13 protein-coding genes and 1 pseudogene are annotated in these 17,332 nt (G+C 74.4%); 4 read left to right on the top strand and 10 right to left on the bottom strand.

Annotated features, from left to right (window positions below; genetic code table 11):
* The 5 genes and pseudogenes from ACZ4K2_RS02700 to tkt all read right to left on the bottom strand — a co-directional run.
* Positions 1 to 437: pseudogene (locus tag ACZ4K2_RS02700) on the bottom strand (glucose-6-phosphate isomerase); the annotation flags it as partial.
* A 1-nt stretch (position 438) separates the two neighbouring features.
* The gene (gene opcA / locus ACZ4K2_RS02695; RefSeq protein ID WP_467472065.1) at positions 439 to 1,365 is read right to left on the bottom strand and encodes a glucose-6-phosphate dehydrogenase assembly protein OpcA; all 927 of its coding nucleotides are present in this window, start codon (positions 1,363 to 1,365) and stop codon (positions 439 to 441) included.
* Complete coding sequence (gene zwf / locus ACZ4K2_RS02690; protein ID WP_467472068.1) at positions 1,362 to 2,951, bottom strand: glucose-6-phosphate dehydrogenase; 1,590 nt, start codon at positions 2,949 to 2,951, stop codon at positions 1,362 to 1,364. Before zwf ends, opcA begins: the two co-directional genes overlap by 4 nt.
* Positions 2,951 to 4,093 carry a transaldolase gene (gene tal / locus ACZ4K2_RS02685; protein WP_467472071.1) on the bottom strand — a complete coding sequence of 381 codons (1,143 nt, stop codon included), beginning with the start codon at positions 4,091 to 4,093 and terminating at the stop codon, positions 2,951 to 2,953. Before tal ends, zwf begins: the two co-directional genes overlap by 1 nt.
* 41 nt (positions 4,094 to 4,134) lie before the next feature.
* A complete protein-coding gene (gene tkt / locus ACZ4K2_RS02680; protein WP_467472073.1) occupies positions 4,135 to 6,210 on the bottom strand; it encodes a transketolase in 2,076 nt (691 codons plus the stop codon).
* 146 nt (positions 6,211 to 6,356) lie between these two features.
* On the opposite strand from tkt, the gene ACZ4K2_RS02675 reads away from it, so the two are divergent.
* Positions 6,357 to 7,283, top strand: a complete 927-nt coding sequence (locus ACZ4K2_RS02675; RefSeq protein ID WP_467472076.1) for a helix-turn-helix domain-containing protein — start codon at positions 6,357 to 6,359, stop codon at positions 7,281 to 7,283.
* Between the two features lie 124 nt (positions 7,284 to 7,407).
* Here the strand turns inward: ACZ4K2_RS02675 and ACZ4K2_RS02670 are convergent, their stop codons facing one another.
* From ACZ4K2_RS02670 to ACZ4K2_RS02660, 3 genes are all read right to left on the bottom strand, one after another.
* The gene (locus ACZ4K2_RS02670; RefSeq protein WP_467472078.1) at positions 7,408 to 8,796 is read right to left on the bottom strand and encodes an AMP-binding protein; all 1,389 of its coding nucleotides are present in this window, start codon (positions 8,794 to 8,796) and stop codon (positions 7,408 to 7,410) included.
* A gap of 246 nt (positions 8,797 to 9,042) precedes the next feature.
* On the bottom strand, positions 9,043 to 10,437 hold the full coding sequence (locus ACZ4K2_RS02665) for a glycoside hydrolase family 16 protein (RefSeq protein ID WP_467472081.1): 1,395 nt from the start codon (positions 10,435 to 10,437) through the stop codon (positions 9,043 to 9,045).
* Positions 10,438 to 10,738: 301 nt separating this feature from the next.
* The gene (locus ACZ4K2_RS02660; protein WP_467472083.1) at positions 10,739 to 11,494 is read right to left on the bottom strand and encodes a DUF4981 domain-containing protein; all 756 of its coding nucleotides are present in this window, start codon (positions 11,492 to 11,494) and stop codon (positions 10,739 to 10,741) included.
* Between the two features lie 139 nt (positions 11,495 to 11,633).
* On the opposite strand from ACZ4K2_RS02660, the gene ACZ4K2_RS02655 reads away from it, so the two are divergent.
* The gene (locus ACZ4K2_RS02655; protein ID WP_467472085.1) at positions 11,634 to 12,971 is read left to right on the top strand and encodes a 6-phospho-beta-glucosidase; all 1,338 of its coding nucleotides are present in this window, start codon (positions 11,634 to 11,636) and stop codon (positions 12,969 to 12,971) included.
* A gap of 51 nt (positions 12,972 to 13,022) precedes the next feature.
* Here ACZ4K2_RS02655 and ACZ4K2_RS02650 read toward each other — a convergent pair whose 3' ends face one another.
* Entirely contained in the window at positions 13,023 to 14,156 is a 1,134-nt protein-coding gene (locus ACZ4K2_RS02650) for an ATP-grasp domain-containing protein (RefSeq protein WP_467472087.1), read from the bottom strand.
* A gap of 1,074 nt (positions 14,157 to 15,230) precedes the next feature.
* Here ACZ4K2_RS02650 and ACZ4K2_RS02645 point away from each other — a divergent pair.
* Positions 15,231 to 16,136 (top strand): metallophosphoesterase family protein, encoded by a 906-nt coding sequence (locus ACZ4K2_RS02645; RefSeq protein ID WP_467472089.1) that lies wholly within the window; start codon positions 15,231 to 15,233, stop codon positions 16,134 to 16,136.
* Positions 16,084 to 16,782 (top strand): 4'-phosphopantetheinyl transferase family protein, encoded by a 699-nt coding sequence (locus ACZ4K2_RS02640; RefSeq protein WP_467472091.1) that lies wholly within the window; start codon positions 16,084 to 16,086, stop codon positions 16,780 to 16,782. Before ACZ4K2_RS02645 ends, ACZ4K2_RS02640 begins: the two co-directional genes overlap by 53 nt.
* Positions 16,783 to 16,894: 112 nt before the next feature.
* On the opposite strand, the gene ACZ4K2_RS02635 is transcribed toward ACZ4K2_RS02640, so the two are convergent.
* Positions 16,895 to 17,122 carry a hypothetical protein gene (locus ACZ4K2_RS02635; RefSeq protein WP_467472093.1) on the bottom strand — a complete coding sequence of 76 codons (228 nt, stop codon included), beginning with the start codon at positions 17,120 to 17,122 and terminating at the stop codon, positions 16,895 to 16,897.
* Positions 17,123 to 17,332: the final 210 nt, after the last annotated feature.

Below are 17,332 nucleotides of genomic sequence, written 5' to 3'. Positions count from 1 at the left end.
ATACGGCGGCCGGTGTGACCGGTCCACTCGCCCGAGCGGACCCGGTCGGCGAAGGCGGCCATCTTGTCCAGCACCGCGTGCACGGCCGGGACGACATCCTCCCCGCCGGTCTCGACGACCGCCTCCCGCGGCGCGCGCAGCGCGGTGTGCAGCACCGCCCGCCCCTCGGTGACGTTGATCCGCTCCCCGGCGAACATGGCGTCCCGCAACGCGAACACACCCGTCGCCGACGCCAGCTCCCGCAACAGCGCGAGGGTCTCGTCCGTGACCAGGTGCTTGCTGTAATCGATGTACAGATCACCGACCCGCACCACATACCGCTCCGCACGGCCGGGATCCGCCGCGAACAACTCGCGCAGGTGCGGCTGGTTCCGGTCCCGGTGATCGGCGAGGGCCGCCCACTCGGGCCGGTCGGTGAGCTTCGTGACGTCTGCCATCTCAGGCGTTCTCCTTGGTGCCGTCGCCCTGGAGGGCGATGGCGTACATCTCGTCGGCGTCGAGGCGGCGCAGCTCCTCGGCGATGAGTTCGGAGGTCGGGCGGACCTTGAGGGCGAGGGTGCGCGGCGGCTGGCCGGGCAGGCTCAGCGTGGCGAGCGGGCCCTCGGGGCGGTCGACGACGATCTCGCCGTTCGCGGTGCCGAGGCGCACGGTCGTCACGAACGGGCCGGCGCTGTGCACCCGGTCCACCGCGACGTGCAGCCGGGCCTGGAGCCAGCGCGCGAGCAGCTCGGCGCTGGGGTTGTCGGGCTCGGCCTCGACGGCCGCCGACGTCACCTTCGCGCGGGCCTGGTCCAGGGCCGCGGCCAGCATCGACCGCCACAAGGTCAGCCGGGTCCAGGCCAGGTCGGTGTCGCCGGGCGCGTAGGTGCGGGCCCGGGTGTCCAGGACCTCCAGCGGCCGCTCGACCGCGTACAGGTCGGTGATCCGGCGCTGGGCGAGCGCGCCCAGCGCGTCCTTGGCGGGGGCGTCGGGGGCCTCCACGGGCCACCACACGACCACCGGGGCGTCCGGCAGCAGCAGCGGCAGGACCACCGAGTCGGCGTGGTCGGACACCTCGCCGTAGGTGCGCAGCACGACGGTCTCGCCGGTGCCGGCCTCGGAGCCCACCCGCACCTCGGCGTCGAGCCGCGAGTGGGTGCGGTCGCGCAGCGTGCGGGCGTGCCGCTTGATGACGACCAGGGTCCGCGAGGGGTGCTCGCGGGAGGCGTCCTCGGCGGCCTTGAGCGAGTCGTAGGCGTTCTCCTCGTCCGTGACGATGACCATCGTCAGGACCATGCCCACGGCGGGTGTGCCGATGGCGCGGCGGCCCTGCACCAACGCCTTGTTGATCTTGCTTGCCGTGGTGTCGGTCAGGTCGATCTTCATGGCCTGCGCCAGCTCCGTCCGTCTCGTGCGAGCATCTCGTCGGCTTCACTCGGCCCCCAGCTGCCCGACGCGTACTGCGCCGGCCTGCCGTGCGCCGCCCAGTACTCCTCGATCGGGTCGAGGATCTTCCAGGACTCCTCCACCTCCTGGTGGCGGGGGAAGAGGTTGGCGTCGCCGAGCAGTACGTCCAGGATGAGCCGCTCGTACGCCTCCGGGCTGGACTCGGTGAAGGACTCGCCGTAGGCGAAGTCCATGGACACGTCCCGGATCTCCATGGAGGTGCCCGGCACCTTGGAGCCGAAGCGCACGGTCATGCCCTCGTCCGGCTGGACGCGGATGACGATCGCGTTCTGGCCCAGCTCCTCGGTCGCCGTCGTGTCGAACGGCGAGTGCGGGGCCCGCTTGAAGACCACCGCGATCTCGGTGACCCGGCGGCCGAGCCGCTTGCCGGTGCGCAGGTAGAAGGGGACGCCCGCCCAGCGGCGGTTGTCGATGCCCAGCTTGATCGCGGCGAAGGTGTCGGTCTTCGACTTGGGGTCGATGCCCTCCTCCTGGAGGTAGCCGACGACCTTCTCGCCGCCCTGCCAGCCGGCCGCGTACTGCCCGCGCACGGTGTGCTCGCCGAGGTCCTCGGGGAGGCGCACCGACTTCAGCACCTTCAGCTTCTCGGTGAGCAGCGCCTCCGCGTCGAACGCGATCGGCTCCTCCATGGCGGTCAGGGCCATGAGCTGGAGCAGGTGGTTCTGGATGACGTCGCGGGCCGCGCCGATGCCGTCGTAGTAGCCGGCCCGGCCGCCGATGCCGATGTCCTCGGCCATGGTGATCTGCACGTGGTCGACGTACGACCGGTTCCAGATCGGCTCGTACATCTGGTTGGCGAAGCGCAGCGCCAGGATGTTCTGGACGGTCTCCTTGCCGAGGTAGTGGTCGATGCGGAACACCTGGTCCGGCTCGAACACCTCGTGCAGGATCGCGTTCAGGTCGCAGGCGCTGGCCAGGTCGTGCCCGAACGGCTTCTCGATGACCCCGCGCCGCCAGGCGCCCTCCGGCGGGTTCGCCAGGCCGTGCTTCTTGAGCTGCTGCACGACCTTCGGGAAGAACTTCGGCGGCACCGACAGGTAGAAGGCGAAGTTGCCGCCGGTTCCCCGGGAGGCGTCCAGCTCGTCGACGGCGTCCTTGAGCTGCTTGAAGGCGGTGTCGTCGTCGAAGTCGCCGGGGACGAAGCGCATGCCCTCGGCGAGCTGCTGCCAGACCTCCTCGCGGAACTCGGTGCGCGAGTGCTCGCGGACCGCGTCGTGCACGACCTGCGCGAAGTCCTGGTCCTCCCAGTCCCGGCGGGCGAAGCCGACGAGGGAGAAGCCCGGCGGCAGCAGACCGCGGTTGGCCAGGTCGTAGACGGCCGGCATCAGCTTCTTGCGGGACAGGTCACCGGTCACCCCGAAGATGACCAGGCCCGACGGTCCCGCGATGCGGGGGAGCCGGCGGTCGCGGGCGTCCCGCAGCGGGTTCACCCAGTCGGCGGCCTGCACCGCCGGCACCGGCACCGCCTCGGGTGCGGGTGCCTCGGCGGGCGCGTTCTCGGTCATCAGGCGTCAACTCCCTTGCTCTTCAAGGACACGGCGACGGCGTCCAGCAGTTCCTGCCAGGCCGCCTCGAACTTGGCGACGCCCTCGTCCTCCAGCTGCCGGACGACCTCGTCGTAGGAGATGCCGAGCCGGTCGAGGGCGGCCAGGTCGGCGCGGGCCGCGGCGTAACCGCCGGTCACCGTGTCACCGGTGATCTCGCCGTGGTCGGCGACGGCGTTCAGCGTGGCCTCCGGCATCGTGTTGACGGTGCCCGGCGCGACCAGCTCGTCCACGTACAGGGTGTCCTTGTACGCGGGGTCCTTCACCCCGGTGGACGCCCACAGCGGGCGCTGCCGGTTCGCGCCGTCCGCCGCCAGGGCCGCCCAGCGAGCGGAGGAGAAGACCTCCTCGTACGCCTCGTAGGCGAGGCGGGCGTTGGCGAGGGCCGCGCGGCCCTTGAGACCGAGGGCCTCGTCGGTGCCGAGGGCGGTCAGCCGCCTGTCGATCTCGGAGTCCACGCGGGAGACGAAGAAGGACGCCACCGAGTGGACGGTGAACAGGTCGACGCCCCGCTCCCGGGCCTTCTCCAGACCGGCCAGGTAGGCGGCCATGACCGCGCGGTAGCGCTCCAGGGAGAAGATCAGGGTCACGTTGACGCTGATGCCCAGGCCGACGACCTCGGTGATCGCCGGGAGGCCCGCCTCGGTCGCCGGAATCTTGATCATCACGTTGGGCCGGTCGACCAGCCAGGCGAGCTGCCTGGCCTCGGCGACGGTCGCCCCGGTGGCGTGGGCCAGCCGGGGGTCGACCTCGATGGAGACCCGGCCGTCCCGGCCTTCCGTGGCGTCGTACACGGCCCGCAGCACGTCGGCGGCGTCGCGCACGTCCGCGGTCGTCATCATCCGCACGGCCTCGTCCACCGTGACCCCGCGTACGGCGAGGTCGGCGAGCTGCTCCTCGTAGCCCTCCCCGGAGCCAATGGCGGCCTGGAAGATGGAGGGGTTCGTCGTGACGCCGACGGCACTTCCGCTCGCCACCAGCCCGGCGAGGCTGCCCGAGGTGATCCGCTTGCGCGACAGGTCGTCGAGCCAGATCGACACGCCCTCGTCGGCGAGGCGCTTGAGGGCTCCCGGGGGCGCGATTGCTTCGGTCACAGTGATCATCTTTCTTCTCGCGTCGGAATCATGCGTGTCGGGCGCCGGTGTCAGGCGCGCGCGGCGGCGAGCGACTCGCGGGCCGCCGCCGCGACGTTCTCGGGGGTGAAGCCGAACTCGGCGAACAGGGTCGCCGCGTCGGCGGAGGCGCCGAAGTGTTCGAGCGAGACGATGCGTCCGGCGTCGCCCACGAACCGGTGCCAGGTCAGGCCGATGCCCGCCTCGACGGCGACCCGGGCCCGCACGGCCGGCGGCAGCACCCGCTCGCGGTACTCCCGCGGCTGCTCCTCGAACCACTCCACGGACGGCATCGACACCACCCGGGTGCCGGTGCCCTCGGCTTCCAGCAGCTCCCGCGCGGCCACGGCCAGGTGCACCTCGGAGCCCGTCGCGATGATGACCACCTCCGGGACCTCCGTCGAGGACTCGCGCAGCACGTACCCGCCCTTGGCCGCGTCCTCGTTCGGTGCGTACACCGGCACGCCCTGGCGGGTGAGCGCGAGCCCGTGCGGAGCGGGGTGCGTGGCGTGCCTCTTCAGGATCTCGGCCCAGGCGACGGCGGTCTCGTTGGCGTCCGCCGGGCGGACGACGTTCAGGCCCGGGATGGCGCGCAGCGAGGCCAGGTGCTCCACCGGCTGGTGGGTCGGGCCGTCCTCGCCGAGGCCGATGGAGTCGTGCGTCCACACGTACGTCACCGGGAGCTGCATCAGTGCCGACATCCGCATGGCGTTGCGCATGTAGTCGGAGAAGACGAGGAAGGTGCCGCCGTAGACGCGCGTGTTGCCGTGCAGGGCGATGCCGTTCATCTCGGCGGCCATGGAGAACTCGCGGATCCCGAAGTGCACGGTACGACCGTACGGGTCGGCGCCGGGCAGCGGGTTGCCCTCGGGCAGGAAGGAGCTGCCCTTGTCGATGGTGGTGTTGTTCGACCCGGCGAGGTCGGCGGAGCCGCCCCACAGCTCGGGGAGGACCGGGCCGAGCGCCTGGAGCACCTTGCCAGAGGCGGCGCGGGTGGCGACCGGCCTGCCCTCCTCGAACACGGGCAGCGCGTCCTGCCAGCCCTCGGGCAGCTCGCCCTTGCTGACGCGGTCGAACACCTCGGCCCGCTCCGGCCGCGCGGCCCGCCACTCCGCGATCCGCTTGTCCCAGGCCGCGTGCGCCTCGGCGCCCCGGTCCAGGGCCCCGCGGCTGTGCTTCAGCACCTCGTCGGGGACCTGGAAGGTCTGCTCGGGGTCGAAGCCGAGGAGCCGCTTGGTGGCGGCGATCTCCTCCTCGCCCAGCGCGGAGCCGTGGCTGGCCTCGGTGTTCCGCGCGTTCGGGGCGGGCCAGGCGATGATCGTGCGCATCGCGATGATGGACGGCCGCCCGGTCTCGGCCCGGGCCGCCTCCAGCGCCGCGTGCAGGGCGGGGACGTCGACGTCGCCGTCGGCGGTGGGTTCGATGCGCCGGGTGTGCCAGCCGTAGGCCTCGTACCGCTTCAGCACGTCCTCGGAGAAGGCCGTCGCGGTGTCGCCCTCGATGGAGATGTGGTTGTCGTCGTAGAGGAGGACGAGGTTGCCGAGCCGCTGGTGGCCGGCGAGCGAGGAGGCCTCGGCGGAGACGCCCTCCTCCAGGTCGCCGTCGGAGACGACCGCCCAGATCATGTGGTCGAACGGGGAGGTGCCCGCGGGGGCCTCGGGGTCGAACAGGCCGCGTTCGTAGCGGGCAGCCATCGCCATGCCGACGGCGTTGGCGACGCCCTGGCCGAGCGGTCCGGTGGTGGTCTCCACCCCCGCGGTGTGCCCGTACTCCGGGTGGCCCGGCGTCTTGGAGCCCTTGGTGCGGAAGGCCTTCAGGTCCGCCAGCTCCAGCTCGTAGCCGGCGAGGTAGAGCTGCGTGTACAGGGTCAGCGAGGTGTGCCCGGGGGAGAGGACGAAGCGGTCCCGGCCGGCCCACTCGGGGTCCGCGGGGTCATGACGCATCACCTTTTGAAAGATCGTGTACGCGGCGGGCGCCAGGCTCATGGCGGTGCCGGGGTGCCCGTTGCCCACCTTCTGCACCGCGTCGGCCGCCAGGAGTCGGGCGGTGTCCACGGCACGCCGGTCGAGGTCGGTCCACTCGAAGCCGTCGGAAGTCTGCGTGGTCATCTTCAAGAAGTCCTCGTTGAGTGCGGTGTGGCTGACCGGACGCGTTCAAAGTTAAAAGTCTGACTTTTTCGCGGAAAGGTCGAGGTGTGTCAGCCTGTGGTGAATCTGGGACAGTGATCGCGCGACAGGGACGGCACCAAAAGGACATGACCGACGAAACGCGGCAAGCCGCCGGTGGTGACTCCGGCGGCACCGGCGGCGACACACGCCATGACGGGATCAGAACCTTCCCCTTCCCGGCCGAGCTGGCCGTCGGCGGCGTGGGGATGCAGGTCGGCCCCATGGGCACCGACCGCACCTGGCACGCCGACGCCCCCCTGCACCGTGTCCACCGCATCGACTTCCACGTGGTCATGCTCTTCACCGACGGCCCCGTACGGCACATGATCGACTTCGCCGAGTACGAGGCCACCGCCGGCGACCTGCTGTGGATCCGCCCCGGACAGGTCCACCGGTTCTCCAAGCATTCCGTGTACCGCGGAACCGTGCTGACCATGCAGCCCGGCTTCCTGCCCCGCTCCACCGTCGAGTCCACCGGCCTGTACCGCTACGACCTGCCGCCGCTGCTGCGCCCGGACCCGGACCAGCTCACCGCGCTGCGCTCCGCCCTCGGCCAGCTCCGCCGCGAGTACGAGGACACCGCCACGCTCCCGCCCAGCCTGCACACGGCCGTCCTGCGCCACACGCTGAACGCGTTCCTGCTGCGCCTCGCCCACCTCGCCGCCCGTTCGGCCCGGACCTCCCGGCAGCAGACGGACAGCACCTTCACCCGGTTCCGGGACGCCGTCGAGCAGGGCTTCGCCACCAACCACAGCGTCAGCGCCTACGCCGACGCCCTCGGCTACTCCCGCCGCACCCTGGTCCGCGCCGTGCGCGCGGCCACCGGTGAGACCCCCAAAGGGTTCATCGACAAGCGCGTCGTCCTGGAGGCCAAACGCCTCCTCGCCCACACCGAACTGCCGACCGGCCGCGTCGGGGTGGCTGTCGGCTTCCCCGACGCGGCGAACTTCTCCAAGTTCTTCCACCTGCACACCGGCCAGACCCCGGTGGCCTTCCGGGCGGAGCTGCGCTAGCTGTACCCGGTCATGACTTTGGTGACGGTCGGCTGATCGGTGGCTGGCCGCCGAGCGCGGGCGCGCCGGGCGGCCGGGGCGGGGCGGTCTTCGACGGCCGTGCTGTCCTCCGCCGGCCGGGGCCTCAGGGGCCGGCCGGCGGCGGCACGTCCCCGACCCGGCCGGTGACCACCAGGCCGCCGCCGGGCGTGCGCCGCGCCAGGACGCCGGTGCGGAGGAACCCGTCGGCGGTGAAGCGCTCCGCGTCGATACCGGGCGCCCGGTAGTGGCCGCGCGGGACGGACGGACCACGGGCGAGGAGTTCCCCGGACCGCCCCTCGGGCGCCTCCCCGCCGTCGGCGCCCACCACGCGGAACTCGTCCTCGGCGCCCACCGCGCGGAACTCGTCCTCGGGGACATGGGGTTCGCCGTGGATGGCGAGTGCGGGGCCGCCGGGACCGGTGGGCCGGGTGAGGAGGAGCGGGCCCTCGGCCATGCCGAACACCCGCTGGAGACGGCAGCCCCAGCGCGCGGCCGTGAGGCCGGCGGGCAGCGGGTGCGCGGGCGCGCCGCCGATCTGCACGAGACGCAGACTGCTCAGGTCCGCCCCGGCCGCGGGAAGCGCGTCGAGCCAGCGCAGGGCGACGTCGGGCGGCACCGACGCGACGGTGACCCGCTCGCGTGCGATCGCCGCGAGGCAGCCCGCGGGGCCGGGATCTTCGGGCAGTACGACGGTGCCTCCGGCGGAGAGGGTGCCGACGACGCCGGGGCAGCCGAAGGCCAGGTGGAACGCGCCGGGCGGCGCGGCGAGATACACGTCGTCCGCGGTGAGCGGGACCGACTCGGCGGCGGAGCGCGCCTGGTGGGCGTAGTCGTCGTGGGTGCGCGGGACGAGCACGGGCGCCGCCGTGGCACCGTCGGACAGCAGGAGGAGCGCCACCTGGCCTGCCCGGTGCGCGACGGGCGGTGCGGGCGGGTCGTCGAGGGAGGCCAGCGGGAAGTAGTGGCAGCCCGACCGGTCGGTGGCGAGACCGCCGTACGGCGACGCGGCCGCCGGCGCCTCGAAGGTGAACACCCGCCGCAGGAAAGGTCCCTGGGCCGCGATGTCCGCGGCCATCGCCGTGTGGTCGAAGCCCTCGTGCACCGCGGGGCCGACGTAGCCGACGGCCTCGGTGAGCCGTACCAGCCGGGACACCTGGTCCGTGCGGAGCGCGAGGGGGCAGGGCACGGGCACCGCGCCGGCGCGCAGCAACGCGAACACCGTCACGACGAGTTCGGGCACGTTCGGCAACTGGACGACGACCCGCTGCCCGGGCCGCAGTCCGCGCAGCCGGAAACCGGCGGCCGTCCGGTCCACCCGCCGGTTCAGCCGGGCGTAGGTGAGGCGGGTGCCGCCGTGCACCAGCGCGGTCCGCGGCCCGAACTCCAGCGCCCAGCCGCGCAGCAGGCCGTCCAGCGTGTGGCCGCGCCAGTGCCCGGCCGCCCGGTAGCGGTCGCCGAACTCCTCGGGCCAGGGCACGCAGCCGTCGAGCATGGACGCCGTCCCCTTCCCTCCGTACCGGGGCCCGGGGCGGGAGCCGTGCGGGCCGTGCCGGTGATCCAATCCACCGGCGCCCCGGTACGCAAGGCGCGTTCCCGACGACGACCGCCGCACCGGCTGGGCTGAACGTCCAACGGGCGCCACTGACCGGCGGAAACGGTCACGGACCCGGTCCCTCGCGGTGGGGCGCCGCCCCGCCGGGACGTGCCCAGTCCGCACCGCCGGCCGTCCGGCCCGCCGTCAGTGCCCGAACCCGAACCAGTTCACGTTCACGAAGTCGGCCGGCTGGCCGCTGGTGAAGGTGAGGTAGACGTCGTGGGTGCCGGTCACCGCCGCGATGTTGGCGGGAACCGTCCGCCAGGACTGCCAGCCCCCGGTGCTGCCGACCGCGAAGCTGCCGACGGGCGCGTTGCCCCGGCTGTCCAGCCGCACCTCCACCAGCCCGCTGACCCCGTTCGCCGCGCCGCTCGCGACCCGCGCACGGAACTGCGTCGCCGCCGTGGAGCCGAAGTTCACCCCCTTGTACAGCGCCCAGTCGCCGTTCGCGAGGCTCCCGATGTCCTGCCCGCCGCCCGTGTCCGTGGTGGTCTCGGTGACGACCCCGGACTGGCCGTCGTAGGACTCGGCCTGGATGGTGCCGTAGGCGTCCCGGTTGCCGGACGGCGGGGGAGTGGTGCCGCCGCCGGCGGACTGGAGGACCTGCACGTAGTCCACGACCATCGGGTGGCCGGGCTCGGTCCCGCCGTCCGGGCCGCCGCCGAACGCGCCGGGGAAGCCGCCGCCCATCGCCACGTTCAGGATGACGAAGTACCCGTGGTTCGTCGCGTTCGCCCAGGTCGTGGCGTCGACCTGGTTGGCCCTGACCGTGTGGAAGACCGCGCCGTCGAGGGAGAAGCGGATCTCCTCGGGGCTGGTCGAGCGGTCCCATTCCATCGCGTAGGTGTGGAAGCCGGCCTGGCAGGTGGTGCCGGGGCAGGCGGTGGAACCGCCGATGCCGGTGGTCTCGTTGCACGGGCCGCCGGGGTTGGTGCCGCAGTGCACCGTGGCCCAGTCGGTGTTCAGGCCCTGCACGTTCTCCATGATGTCCAGCTCGCCGACGCCCGGCCAGTTCCAGTAGTTGCCCCGGAACGGCGCGCCGAGCATCCAGAACGCCGGCCAGTAGCCCTTGGCGGCGGCGCCGGCCACGTCGGGGAGCTGGATCCTGGCCTGCACCCGGAGCTTCCCGCCGGCCGGGGGCTGGAAGTCGGTGCGCCGGGTCTCGATCCGGCCGGAGGTCCAGTTGCCGGCGGCGTCGCGGCGCGGGGTGATCCGCAGGTTGCCGCTGCCGTCGAGGGCGACGTTGGCGGTGCTCGACGTCATCGTCTCCACCTCGCCGGTGCCCCAGTTGGCGGCGCCGCCGGGGTACGACGTCCCGGTGTCGTACTGCCAGACGCCGGTGTTCACGCCGGAGCCGGCCGCCCCGTCGAAGTCGTCCGCGAACACCTGCGTCCAGCCCGCGGGCGGGGTGGGGGCCGAGGCGTCGGCGGGTACGGTCGCGGCCGTGGCGGCGGCCGCGGCCAGGCCGAGCGTGGCGACGGCGGCGACGAGCAGGCGCCGTAGCGGCCGGGGTCTGGGCAGGCCGGAGGATGCGTTCATGGGGAGCCTCCCGGTACGGGGGTGTGGGGTCGTGAGAGCGCTCCCCCCTTCTCTTTGAGAGCGCTCTCAGCGTGCCGCCAATGTGCTCCCCGCGTCTGCGGCCGTCAAGGCTTGAAGCGAGGAAAGTCCTTGCGGTGCAGGTGAGTTCACCGAGTGAAGTCGGGGCGGGGGCGGGGTGGGGCCTGCGCGCCGGGTCCGGTGGTGGCGGCGGTCGGACGGTCTGGTGTCCGGGCGCGGGGCGGCGGAGGTCGGACGGTCTGGCGTCCGGGCTCGGGGCGGCGCGGGGTGGGAGGGCCCGGCGTCAGGGGCGGGTGCCGGCCGGGAGGAGGCCGGAGGACGCGTGGCCGGGCTCGCGGGGGTCCCGGACCGGCCGCCGGTGCGCCGCGCGCTCCGGGTGCGCTGCCGGGGTGGTGGGCGAGGGCGAGGCGGCTGCGGGCAGGTGGGCCGGGCCTGCGGGCGAGGGTGCCTGGTGGGTGGGGAGGAGCGCCGGGCCCGTGGGCAGGGGTGCCGGGGGCGGAGGCGCCGCGGCGGTGGTGTGCGCAGGGTGCCCGGCGCCGGGCGCGCGTACGGGGGTGGCGCCGGACACGCGCGCGGGAGCGGTGGCGGACGCGCGTACGGGGCTGCCGGCCGGCCGGAGCCGGATGCGCGGCGCGCACACCTGCGCACCGCGGGGAACCCCCGGCTCCTCCTCGTCCGCCACCACCCGCAGCGTCAGCCACACCTCGCGGCCGTCCGCCGGGAACGGCAGCGGCAGGGGCAGCGGCACCGCGGCGGTCTCGCCCGGCCGCAGATCGGGCAGCTCGGCGGGGGCGGTGCGGACGGGTTCGCCCGCCACGGCCAGCTCCCAGGTGGCCGCGAGCCCGCGAAGCCCCCGTGCCCGCCGGTGGTTGGCGACCACGATCCCCTCGTGCCGGTGGCTCCGGACGCGCACCGGAGCGGCGGCCCGCGGGCCGGTGCCCTCGTCGGCGGCACGGCTCCGGGCGCGGCGGCGGGGCGCGGCGGCACCGGCGCCGTGCGGAGCGGCGCCCGTGGTTCCGGCCGGTGTTCCGTCGGTCACGCCCCGTACGATCCCGCGCCCCCGCGATCCCCGGGTGAAGCGGGCCTGACGGCCGGGCGTGGACGCGATGGCCACCCGGCGTCCCTCGCGCCCGGCGCCGGTCTGCTAGAAGGGAGCAGGAGGGAAGGAAGGTACGGGCGTGAGGCTGACCATTCTGGGCGGCGGCGGGTTCCGGGTGCCGCTGGTGTACGGCGCACTGCTGGACGACCACGGCGAGGGGCGGGTCACCGAGGTCGTGCTGCACGACCTGGACGGCCGCCGGCTGCGTGCGGTCTCCCGGGTGCTGGCCGAGCAGGCCGCCGGGGTCCCCGACGCGCCGCGGGTGACCACCACCACCGATCTCGACGCGGCACTGCGCGGCGCCGACTTCGTCTTCTCGGCGATCCGCGTCGGCGGCCTGGCGGGCCGGGCGGAGGACGAGCGGGTGGCCCTCGCCGCGGGCGTGCTCGGCCAGGAGACGGTCGGCGCGGGCGGGATCGCCTACGGCCTGCGCACGGTCCCCGTCGCCGACGACATCGCCCGGCGCGTGGCCCGCCTCGCCCCGGACGCCTGGGTCATCAACTTCACCAACCCGGCCGGCCTGGTCACCGAGGCCATGTCCCGGCACCTCGGCGACCGCGTCATCGGCATCTGCGACTCACCGGTCGGCCTCGGCCGCCGTATCGCCCGCGTGCTCGGCGCCGACCCGAAGACGGTCTTCGTCGACTACGCCGGCCTCAACCACCTCGGCTGGGTGCGCGGGTTGCGCGTCGCCGGGTGCGACGAACTGCCCCGGCTGCTCGCCGACCCGGCACTGCTCGGCTCCTTCGAGGAAGGCAGGCTCTTCGGCGCCGACTGGCTGCGCGCACTCGGCGCGGTCCCCAACGAGTACCTGCACTACTACTACTTCAACCGGGAGACCGTCGAGGCGTACCGGTCCGCCGCGCAGACGCGCGGTGCCTTCCTCCGCGACCAGCAGACCCGCTTCTACGAGCGGGCGGACGACCCCGGCGTCCGCGCCCTGGAGGCCTGGCAGCACACCCGCGCCGAGCGCGAGGCGACCTACATGGCGGAGAACCGGGAGAGCGCCGGCGCCGGCGAACGCGAGGCCGACGACCTGTCCGGCGGGTACGAGAAGGTCGCCCTCGCGCTGATGCGGGCCATCGCCCGCGACGAACGCACCACCCTGATCCTCAACGTGCGCAACCGCTCCACCCTCGCCGTCCTCGACGCCGACGCGGTCGTCGAGGTGCCCTGCCTGGTCGACGCCGGCGGCGCCCACCCGCTGGCCGCCGATCCGCTGCCCGCCCACGCCGCCGGCCTGGTCTGCTCCGTCAAGGCCGTGGAGCGCGAGGTGCTCGCCGCCGCCGAGTCGGGGTCCCGGGCCACCGCGGTGGCGGCCTTCGCGCTGCACCCGCTGGTCGACTCGGTGACCGTGGCCCGCCGGCTGGTCGAGGACTACACCGAGGTCCACCCGGGCCTGGCCTATCTGAAGTGAGGACCGCGGGGCCGCGCCGCCGAGCGGTCCTGGAACGCGGCCGGGAGCCGGTCAGCCGGTGGAGCCGGCCGTGATCCCGGGGTGGGCCGCCAGGGGGAGCGGCTGCGCGGGCACGGAGGGGCGCGGCACCCCGGCCGGTCCCGTCCGCTGCCGGGGGAGCACCGCGGGCACGAGCGGGCGCGGCCCCGAGACCACCGTGTAGTCCTGGCCCAGGAACGGCGGCTCGATCATCCCCGGATCCTCGCCCAGCGCCAGCCGCACCGCCGCCCAGGGGGCGTTCACCCCGCAGAGCGAGAGCTGGTGCAGGCCGCCCGCGGGCCGTGTGTTGACGTCCAGCAGCACCGGGCGGTCGCCGAACATCCGGAACTGGATGTTGGACAGGTGGAGCAGGCCGAAGCCCTCCGCGATCAGCCGGGCCGGCGCCAGCCACCGTTCGTCCAGGGTGAAGCCCCGGCGGCGGCCGTTCTTGGTGCGGCCCACCGCGAGCCGTACCCGGTTGTCCGGACCGGTCAGGCAGTCCACGGACACCTCGGGCTGCTCCAGGCGCGGCATCACCAGCCAGTCCACGGGCTCCCCGGCGCGCCGCAGCGCCTCGGCGACCAGGTCGAGCTGGACGTGCGGGCCCGGGAAGCCGGTCAGGTGCGTCAGCGAGAGCGGGGTGCGGGTGACGACCCGGAAACCCGCCCCGCCCGCGCCGGAGGCCGGCTTGAAGCAGGCCCGGTGCCCGGCCGCCTCCAGTTCCTCCACCGCGGCGACGAACTCGTCCGCCGTCCGCGCCCGCCGCCACGGCGGCACCGCGACACCGACCGAACGCACCGCCTCGTACGCCGTCGCCTTGTCCTCGAACACCGCGACCGCCTCGGGAGTCGGCGCCAGCAGCGCGGTGCCGGCGGCCGCGAACTCGGCCCGCTGCGCCACGATCGCACCCTGGTGCAGCCGGGGCACGAACACGTCGATGCCGCGCCGGGCGCACTGGTCGAGGGCGTACTCGACGTACGCGGCCGGGGACAGCCCCTCCGGCTCCAGCTCGGCGGTGTCGGCGGCGGCCAGCACGGGGGAGTCGGGATCGCCGTGCGTGGCGTGGATCTCGACCGCCCGGTCGGCGGGGTTCCTGCGCAGCTGATCCATGAAGAAGACGTTCTCCGCGTACGTGCGGTTGAGCCAGACGCGTACGCGAGAGAGCATGCGGGCCGCCTTCGGGGTGTGCGGGCAGGGCGGAGCGGCCCGTGCCCGGGCAGGAGGGAGGAAGGTTCACCAAACGGCCCTGTACGAAAGGGAGTCGGGGCGCCGGTGTCGGGGCGATCATACGGCCATCGGAACCCCCTCGCGCACCGCGTGCGGCACGGATCCCCGGCCACCGCCCGGCCGTGGGCGCCGGGGCCGCGGTGCCCCGCCGCGGGGTGCCGGGCGAGCCGGGCACGGGGCGGGCCGGACCCGGCCACGCCGGCGGCCCCTTTGCACGCCGTAACCGGGACGACGGGGAACGCGGCGCGCCGCGGGCCCGCACCGACAATCCGGCGCGCGTGGTGGGCGCAGAGACCGGTGGGCGCGGCGGGGGCGTCGGCGGGCACCCGCCCCCGCGTACGACGACCCCGCCCGCCCGTGCCGCGCGTAGCCGCTGACGGCGCTGATCCGCGGGGGCCCGTACGGCACCCCGGCCCGCACCACACCCGCACCACCGGGAACACCGCAGCCCACCCGCTCCCGCCGCCGTTCGGATGACGGGCCGCCCGCTCACGCGCAGCTCGGCCCGCCTGCCCCCGGCACGGTCACGCCCCGTCCCCGCCTGGCCCCCGGCGTCGCCCACACCGCACCCCCGGTGAGCGCCCTCGGCCGCCGGACCCCGGTCCTCCCGTGCCTGCGTCGCAGGGCCCCGGATCGGTACCGTCCGGGCTGCCCGGGACCGCCCACGCCCGCCCGTGACCGCCGGGCCCTCCCAGACAGCGCGTTCGCCGGTGCAAGCGGTCGGCGGCCCGGAACGACACGAGCCGTACCGAGCGCCCTCCGCCCTCCTCCCGGCCACGAGCCCGACCGGGCTCCCTGAACCGCGATCTCCCCGTCGGCCGGGGTCCCGACCGGGCGTCCCTCGTCCCCTCCTCCCTCCCTCCCAGGCCAGGGCCCGCCGCCCTCCCCGGGGCCGCCCCCGCGTGCGGAGCCCCGGTCCGTGCCGGAAGCTGACACTCGGCCAAGTGACTCTTGTCCCCGGCCGGGTGGATGTGTTCTTGTGGTGGCATCGGGTGATCGGAAGGGGTGCGCGGCGTGGAGTCGACGGCCGGGGCCGGACAGCTGCTGGCCATCAGCGACCTGCACATCAGCTACCCGGAGAACCGCGCCCTCGTCGAGGGCATGCGTCCGGAGAGCGACGACGACTGGCTGATCGTGGCCGGTGACGTCGCGGAGACCGTCGCCGACATCCGCTGGGCCCTCGGCACGCTCGCGAGCCGGTTCAGCAAGGTGCTGTGGGCACCCGGGAACCACGAGCTGTGGACCCATCCGAGCGACCCGGTCACCCTGCGCGGGGTCGCCCGCTACGAGTACCTGGTCGAGATGTGCCGGGAGCTGGGCGTCCTCACCCCCGAGGACCCCTACCCGGTGTGGCGAGGGGCGGGCGGCCCGGCCGTCGTCGCCCCCCTGTTCCTGCTGTACGACTACTCGTTCCTGCCGGCCGGCTGCACCACCAAGGCGGAGGGCCTGGCCTACGCGCACGGCACGGGAGTCGTCTGCAACGACGAGTTCCTGCTCCACCACGACCCCTACCCGACCCGTGAGGCATGGTGCCGGGCCCGGGTCGCGGAGACCGAGCGCAGGCTCGCCGAGCTGCCCGAGGACCTGCCGACCGTGCTGGCCGGCCACTACCCGCTGGACCGGCACCCCACCGACGTCCTGTGGCACCCCGAGTTCGCCATGTGGTGCGGCACGGAGCTGACCGCCGACTGGCACCGCCGGTTCCGGGTCGCGACCATGGTCTACGGCCATCTGCACATCCCCCGCACCACCTGGCACGACGGAGTCCGCTTCATGGAGGTCTCCGTGGGATACCCCCGCGAATGGCGCAAGCGCCCGGATTCCCCGGGCAGGCTGCGCCGCATCCTGCCGATGGAGGTCGAAGCAGGTGATCGAGGAGCTGCTCCCGGAGTCGGTCGTGGCCGTGGAGGCGCACGCTGACGACCCGCTGTGGGACGCCCCGCTCTTTCCGGAGGAGGCGCCGCTCGTCGAGCGCGCCGTCGCCAAACGGCGCCGCGAGTTCGCCGCCGTCCGCGGCTGCGCCCGCAGCGCCATGGAGAAGCTGGGCGTGTCCCCGCAGGCCGTGCTCAGCGGTGAGCGGGGCGCCCCGCGCTGGCCGGACGGGCTGGTCGGCAGCATGACCCACTGCGACGGCTACTGCGCCGCCGCGCTGGTCCGCGCAGCCGACCTCGCGTCCCTCGGCATAGACGCCGAACCGCACGGGCCGCTCCCGGAAGGCGTCGGCTCGTCCGTCTTCCTGCCCGCCGAGACCGCCCGGCTCGACCGGATGGCCGAGCGCTGGCCCGCCGTGCACTGGGACCGGCTCCTGTTCAGCGCCAAGGAGTCCGTCTACAAGGCGTGGTTCCCGCTGACCCGCAAGTGGCTGGACTTCTCCGAGGCCGACATCACCCTGCTGCCGGCGAGCGACGGTGCCTTCCGCGGCACCCTGCGGGCCGAACTCCTCGTCCCCGGCCCGCTGGTCGGCGGCCACCGCCTCCAGGTCTTCGAGGGGCGCTGGGCCGTGCGCGACGGGGTGGTGGCCACGTCCGTCGTCGTACCGCACGCCCCCACCGCACCGCGCCCCTGACGGCGGCCGGCGGCAGGGACCGGCGACGGGGGCCGCGCCCGGCCGGCCCCCGTGCGTGCGGCTCACCGGCCGTCCCCGCCGGGCCACCTCGCGGGACGGTCCGGCCGGGCACTCAAGCGGGCGGGTACCAGCCGCGCAGCAGCCGGAAGAACGCCTCCTCGTTGCCCGCGAGTCCGGCCCGGTCCAGCGCGCGTTCCGCCTCGACGAGCACGGCGGGCGGGACCACGGCCGGCCGGCCGCCGTCCGAGGGCCCGTCGAGGGCGGCGCGCACCGTGTGGAGCAGCCTCAGGTACGCCTGTACGGCGGTGCGCTCACGGTCGGTCAGTACGGCGGTGGGCATCGGTCGGCTCTCCCCGGGTAGGCGTCACGGTCACGCGCCCTGCGGCGCCGCGCACCGCGTCGTACGGCGCACACCCCCAGCTTGCCGCCCACCACTGACAACGCCGTCCGGCTCGGGTCCGGTTCGCCCGCTTGGCCGAGACGCCGGCCCCCACGAACCCGCTGGTCGGCCCGGGTCCGGCGGGTACGAGGGGCCGGTCGGGGCGGGGGT

Source organism: Streptomyces sp. NPDC025833 (genome assembly GCF_055558055.1).
This window is presented reverse-complemented; position numbering and strand designations above follow the sequence as displayed.

Excerpts from the sequence above, each read along its gene's own strand:
- opcA (WP_467472065.1), bottom strand. The coding sequence starts at position 1,365 with ATGAAGATCGACCTGACCGACACCACGGCAAGCAAGATCAACAAGGCG.
- zwf (WP_467472068.1), bottom strand. The coding sequence starts at position 2,951 with ATGACCGAGAACGCGCCCGCCGAGGCACCCGCACCCGAGGCGGTGCCG.
- tal (WP_467472071.1), bottom strand. The coding sequence starts at position 4,093 with ATGATCACTGTGACCGAAGCAATCGCGCCCCCGGGAGCCCTCAAGCGC.
- tkt (WP_467472073.1), bottom strand. The coding sequence starts at position 6,210 with ATGACCACGCAGACTTCCGACGGCTTCGAGTGGACCGACCTCGACCGG.
- ACZ4K2_RS02675 (WP_467472076.1), top strand. The coding sequence starts at position 6,357 with ATGACCGACGAAACGCGGCAAGCCGCCGGTGGTGACTCCGGCGGCACC.
- ACZ4K2_RS02670 (WP_467472078.1), bottom strand. The coding sequence starts at position 8,796 with ATGCTCGACGGCTGCGTGCCCTGGCCCGAGGAGTTCGGCGACCGCTAC.
- ACZ4K2_RS02665 (WP_467472081.1), bottom strand. The coding sequence starts at position 10,437 with ATGAACGCATCCTCCGGCCTGCCCAGACCCCGGCCGCTACGGCGCCTG.
- ACZ4K2_RS02650 (WP_467472087.1), bottom strand. The coding sequence starts at position 14,156 with ATGCTCTCTCGCGTACGCGTCTGGCTCAACCGCACGTACGCGGAGAAC.
- ACZ4K2_RS02635 (WP_467472093.1), bottom strand. The coding sequence starts at position 17,122 with ATGCCCACCGCCGTACTGACCGACCGTGAGCGCACCGCCGTACAGGCG.